The organism is Microcoleus sp. B3-D2, from assembly GCF_036705345.1.
GTDB lineage: Bacteria > Cyanobacteriota > Cyanobacteriia > Cyanobacteriales > Microcoleaceae > Microcoleus.
Map to the genome: position 1 here is coordinate 9,515 of NZ_JAUBUG010000109.1, position 5,380 is coordinate 14,894.

At 47.4% G+C, this 5,380-nt stretch carries 4 protein-coding genes; 2 read left to right on the top strand and 2 right to left on the bottom strand.

Annotated elements, in window-relative coordinates; genetic code table 11:
- Together QUB14_RS26700 and secA are read left to right on the top strand one after the other, a co-directional pair.
- A partial coding sequence (locus QUB14_RS26700; protein ID WP_333297401.1) for a HEAT repeat domain-containing protein occupies nt 1-858 on the top strand: 858 nt, incomplete at its 5' end.
- A 342-nt stretch (nt 859-1,200) separates the two neighbouring features.
- Nucleotides 1,201-4,017 carry a preprotein translocase subunit SecA gene (gene secA, locus QUB14_RS26705; protein WP_333220993.1) on the top strand — a complete coding sequence of 939 codons (2,817 nt, stop codon included), beginning with the start codon at nt 1,201-1,203 and terminating at the stop codon, nt 4,015-4,017.
- On the opposite strand, the gene QUB14_RS26710 is transcribed toward secA, so the two are convergent.
- Both QUB14_RS26710 and QUB14_RS26715 read right to left on the bottom strand, forming a co-directional pair.
- A complete protein-coding gene (locus tag QUB14_RS26710) occupies nt 3,989-4,414 on the bottom strand; it encodes a hypothetical protein (RefSeq protein ID WP_333297403.1) in 426 nt (141 codons plus the stop codon). The genes secA and QUB14_RS26710 overlap by 29 nt on opposite strands.
- Nucleotides 4,415-4,676: 262 nt before the next feature.
- A complete protein-coding gene (locus QUB14_RS26715) occupies nt 4,677-5,030 on the bottom strand; it encodes a type I restriction enzyme endonuclease domain-containing protein (RefSeq protein ID WP_333221007.1) in 354 nt (117 codons plus the stop codon).
- Nucleotides 5,031-5,380: the final 350 nt, after the last annotated feature.

Here is a 5,380-nt window from a genome sequence, read left to right on the forward strand (position 1 = left end):
GCAGCAGAAGCCTTGGGTAAGTTGGGAAATGCTTCAGAATCCGTGATCAGTGCCTTGCTGCTACGTCTGGAAGATGGGAATTATACGGTGCGTTACTTGGCAGCAGAAGCCTTGGGTAAGTTGGGAAATGCTTCAGAATCCGTGATCAGTGCCTTGCTGCTACGTCTGGAAGATGGCGATAACTTTGTGCGTGCCTCGGCAGCATTTGCCTTGGGTAAGTTGGGAAATGCTTCAGAATCCGTCATCAATGCTCTGCTACTAAGTCTGGAAGATGGCGATAACTTTGTGCGTGACTTGGCAGTATTTGCCTTGGGCAAATTGAGAAACGCTTCAGAATCCGTGATCAGTGCCTTGCTGCTACGTCTCGAAAATGGCGATTACTCGGTGCGTGCCTCGGCAGCAGAAGCTTTGGGCAAGTTGGGAAATGCTTCAGAATCCGTGATCAGTGCCTTGCTGTTAGGTCTGGAATATGGGGATAACTTAGTGCGTAGCTCGGTAGCATTTGCCTTGGCCAGGTTGGGAAATGCTTCAGAATCCGTCATCAATGCTCTGCTACTAAGTCTGGAAGATGAGGATGAGTGGGTGCGTTACTCGGCAGCAGAAGCCTTGGGCAACTTGGGAAATGCTTCAGAAAGTGTCATCAGTGCTCTGCTACTAAGTCTGGAAGATGGGCAGGAGTTCGTGCGTCGTCAGGCAACAGAAGCCTTGGGTAAGTTGGGCCTCAAATCTAGTGACGTTTTGCCTGCTGTCGTGCAATGGATCGATCGCCATCAGGATACAGAATATGTCGGCTCAGGTATTGATGCGTTGTGGGATTTGGTGGCGGGTGAGGGAAATCGATCGCCGGTGGATTTTTAGAAGTATGTAGCTTTTGCCCGAGTAAAACCCGATCGCACTTCCGGACTTTTCACCAAAAATGCGGTCAGTCTGCTGTTTGACGATTAGGGCCCTCCATCCCCTTAATAACCGGGAACAGAGGTCAATTATTCAATCGAAAATCCAAAATCCAAAATCCAAAATCGATCGATTATTCAATCTAAAATCCAAAATCGAAAATCGAAAATCGGTCGATCGCCCGCAGCCACGGCCGAGGAGAGCCAATGGTTGCTACAATCGGGGAGGGTATATGTTGTGGCTAACACTACAGCCCGTAACCCTGAAAGCTAATAGCTAAATTATTAAAAATCTGCCTCTCCTGCCATGTTTAAAAATCTGCTAGGCGATCCCAACGCGCGCAAACTTAGAAAATTTCAGCCTTGGGTAGCTGATATCAATATCTTGGAACAAGACTTCCGCGCACTCTCAGACGACGACCTCAGAGGCAAAACGGCGGAGTTTAAAGAACGTCTGGCAAAAGCTAAATCTCTCAACGAAGAGAAAGAGATCCTAGACGAAATCTTGCCCGAGGCTTTTGCAGTGGTGCGGGAAGCAGGACAACGGGTTTTAGGAATGCGCCACTTTGATGTCCAACTCCTCGGGGGCATTATCCTGCACAAAGGCCAAATTGCCGAAATGAAAACCGGTGAAGGCAAAACTCTCGTGGCGACGCTGCCGGCTTACCTCAACGCCCTCAACGGTAAAGGCGTACACATCATCACCGTCAACGATTATCTCGCAAGACGGGACGCGGAATGGATGGGACAAGTGCACCGCTTCCTGGGATTGACTGTGGGACTGATTCAGCAGGGCATGGATCAGGTGGAACGAAAGAAAAATTATAGCTGCGATCTTACCTACGCCACTAACAGCGAAGTCGGCTTTGATTATTTGCGCGACAACATGGCTACTGTCATGGAAGATGTAGTGCAGCGTCCTTTTAATTTCTGCGTGATTGACGAGGTTGACTCAGTGCTGATTGATGAAGCACGGACGCCTTTAATTATTTCCGGCCAGGTGGAACGCCCCAGTGAGAAGTATATACGGGCGGCTGAGGTAGCTGCTGCTCTGAGAAAGGAAAATGAAGAACATTACGAGGTTGACGAAAAGGCTCGGAATGTGCTATTGACCGATGAAGGGTTTGGTGAAGCTGAGCGGTTGTTAGGTGTTACGGATTTGTACGACCCGGCTGACCCTTGGGCGCATTACATTTTTAATGCGATTAAGGCGAAGGAATTGTTTATTAAGGATATTAACTACATCGTCACTCCCGATCGCGAAGTCGTGATTGTGGATGAGTTTACCGGCCGGGTGATGCCGGGACGGCGCTGGAGTGACGGTTTGCACCAGGCGATCGAAGCGAAGGAACGCGCGGAAATTCAGCCGGAAACTCAGACGCTGGCGACGATTACTTATCAGAATTTCTTTTTGCTTTATCCGAAGCTGTCGGGGATGACTGGGACAGCGAAGACAGAAGAAACCGAGTTTGAGAAGATTTACAATCTGGAAGTGACCCTGGTTCCCACTAACCGGATTACCAGCCGCACAGACCTTTCGGATATGGTTTACAAGGCGGAGGCTGGGAAGTGGAATGCGATCGCCCAAGAATGCGCGGAAATGCACGAGATCGGTCGGCCGGTGCTGGTGGGCACTACAAGCGTAGAAAAGTCGGAGTTGCTGTCGCGGCTGCTGCTGGAGAGGAAAATTCCTCACAATTTGCTTAATGCTAAACCGGAAAATGTGGAGCGGGAATCAGAAATTATCGCTCAAGCCGGACGCAAAGGTGCTGTGACGATCGCGACCAACATGGCGGGACGCGGTACTGATATTATTTTGGGCGGTAATTCTGAGTACATGGCGCGCCTCAAGTTGCGGGAATATTTTATGCCCCGGATCGTGCGACCCGAGGATGAAGACGGGTTTTCGGTGGTACAAGTACCGGGTATTAGTGGCCGCCCCGCACCTCAAGGTTTTGCTCCGACCACGAAAAAGGTAAAGTCTTGGAAAGCTTCGGCGCAGATTTTCCCGACGCAGCTATCGAAAAATGCCGAGCAACTGCTCAAGGCGGCGGTGGAATTGGCGGTGAAGGAGTACGGCGAGCGATCGCTCTCGGAATTGCAAGCCGATGACATCGTGGCTATAGCTTCGGAAAAAGCGCCGACAAAAGACCCGGTAATTCAAAAATTGCGGGAAGCTTACAATTTAACTCGCAGCGAATACGATGCTTTTACCAGCACTGAACACGATGAAGTCGTGAAGTTGGGAGGCTTGCACGTCATCGGTACCGAACGCCACGAATCGCGCCGGATCGACAATCAGTTGCGCGGCCGGGCGGGACGCCAAGGAGACCCTGGTTCTACACGGTTTTTCTTGAGTTTGGAAGACAATTTGCTCAGGATTTTCGGCGGCGAACGGGTGGCCGGTTTGATGAAGGCTTTCGGTGTTGAGGAGGATATGCCGATCGAATCTGGAATGCTGACTCGTTCCCTCGAAGGCGCTCAGAAAAAAGTCGAAACCTACTATTACGATATCCGCAAGCAGGTATTTGAATACGACGAAGTGATGAACAATCAGCGTCGAGCAATCTATGCAGAACGTCGCCGAGTATTGGAAGGTTTGGACTCCAAAGAACAGGTAATTAGGTATGCCGAACAGACGATGGACGACATCGTGGGAGCATACATCAATCCCGATTTACCTTCGGAAGAATGGGAACTCGACAAACTCGTCAGCAAAGTGAAGGAATTTGTTTATCTGCTGGCTGACATGACACCAGATCAACTAGAAGATTTGTCAGTTGAGGAAATTAAAACATTCCTGCACGAACAAGTCCGCAATGCTTACGACATTAAAGAAGCGGAAGTTAATGCAATCCGAGCCGAATTGATGCGAGATGCGGAACGGTTCTTTATTTTGCAGCAAATTGATACTTTGTGGCGGGAACACTTGCAACAAATGGATGCTTTGCGCGAGTCGGTAGGGCTGCGTGGTTACGGCCAGAAAGACCCGCTGATCGAGTACAAAACTGAAGGTTACGAGCTGTTTTTGGACATGATGACGGATATCCGCCGCAATGTGGTTTATTCGCTGTTCCAGTTCCAGCCGCAGCCGGCTATGCAAGTTTCGCCAGAGATGGTTTAGAGGGGATTTGTAGGGACACAACAATGTTGTGTCCCGATTGTACCGGAGTGCGATCGTCCCCTAAGAGCGAGTAGCATTGTTTAGAAATGCGATCGTCCCCCTGGGTTGCGTGGTGAAAGCGATCGGGATGCTCGCACACTAAAAAAGCAAAACTGATTGGAACTATAAATTGTAGACTTACTTCCTTCTTCCCTATTCCTTCAGCAGCAGATGGTTGAATGCTGGATAAAGTCTTCCCAGTCAACAATTGATAAGCACCAGGAATATTCAATTTACCAACTAAACAACGTTGCGGTTCTGCAACTTCTTGAGGATCGCAGGGAATCGCACTATTAAGAAAAGCCATCCGTACCGCTTCAGCATTGAAAGCAAGCGCGATCGAGATCGGCATGGCCATCCAAAACGGCAATTTTAATGCGGGAGTCGCCGAGTGTAAGAGCTTGAAGTTCAGCAAAGCCAGGAATGGTAATTAAGTCAGGCATAGAAGTTTAGAAAGTTAATAACTTATTGATGAAGTACGCAGAAGGTTGTTCGGAAACTGCTGTAAGGGATAAAACTATTTTGACTCTTTTGAACAAATCTGTTAGATTGTCTTATAGATGGATGCCTAAGCCACGAAATCACCTTACTAGCTTAGGCATCCAATTAATAATTTATTCCTAACTATACTTCTTGAAGTTCTCAGCCTGTTCAAAAACCTCTTTAAATACTTCATCCTTTGGTACAGGCGGATAGCCATTTTCATCAAGGATCAAGATTAAAGCAAATTTTAACTCTGCCTTGATATCTTCCTTTTGTGACCAGTGTGTATATTTAGCTTTGTCATCAACGATCGCCTTAACTTCACGGGAAAGCTTAATCAGTTTATCTTCTGGATACTCAAACTCGTATTTCTGAGCGACAGATTTTAAAATGTCGTAAAATGCTTTCTCTTCAAAGTTGATGCCTAAATCAATAAATGAGTCTCTTTCTTTTTGTAAATCTTTAAGTAAGTTTGCCAATTGTTCGGCGATATCATCTAAGTAAGTCGGTGAGAAAAAACCAAACTATGTTAAAATAAGTAAACATAGAGAATACGTCTACTGAGGTAACTCAATATATGGGCGCTAGATTAAGGGTATTTCTCAGTCAGGAGCAAGATAAAACCCTATTAAAACTGAGAACTACGGATGTTCCCCAAAAAGTCAAAGACCGAGCAGAAGTAATTAGATTAAATGCACATGGCCCGTAGGTTGAAAAAATAGCTGCTCACTTTAATTGGACCCCACAAACAGTGAGGGAGGTTTTACATAGGGCTTGCTGAATAATCGAGTGCATATTGCGTCGCGAAAGGTTTCGAGCGCGCGAGCGAGAATAAAGTGCA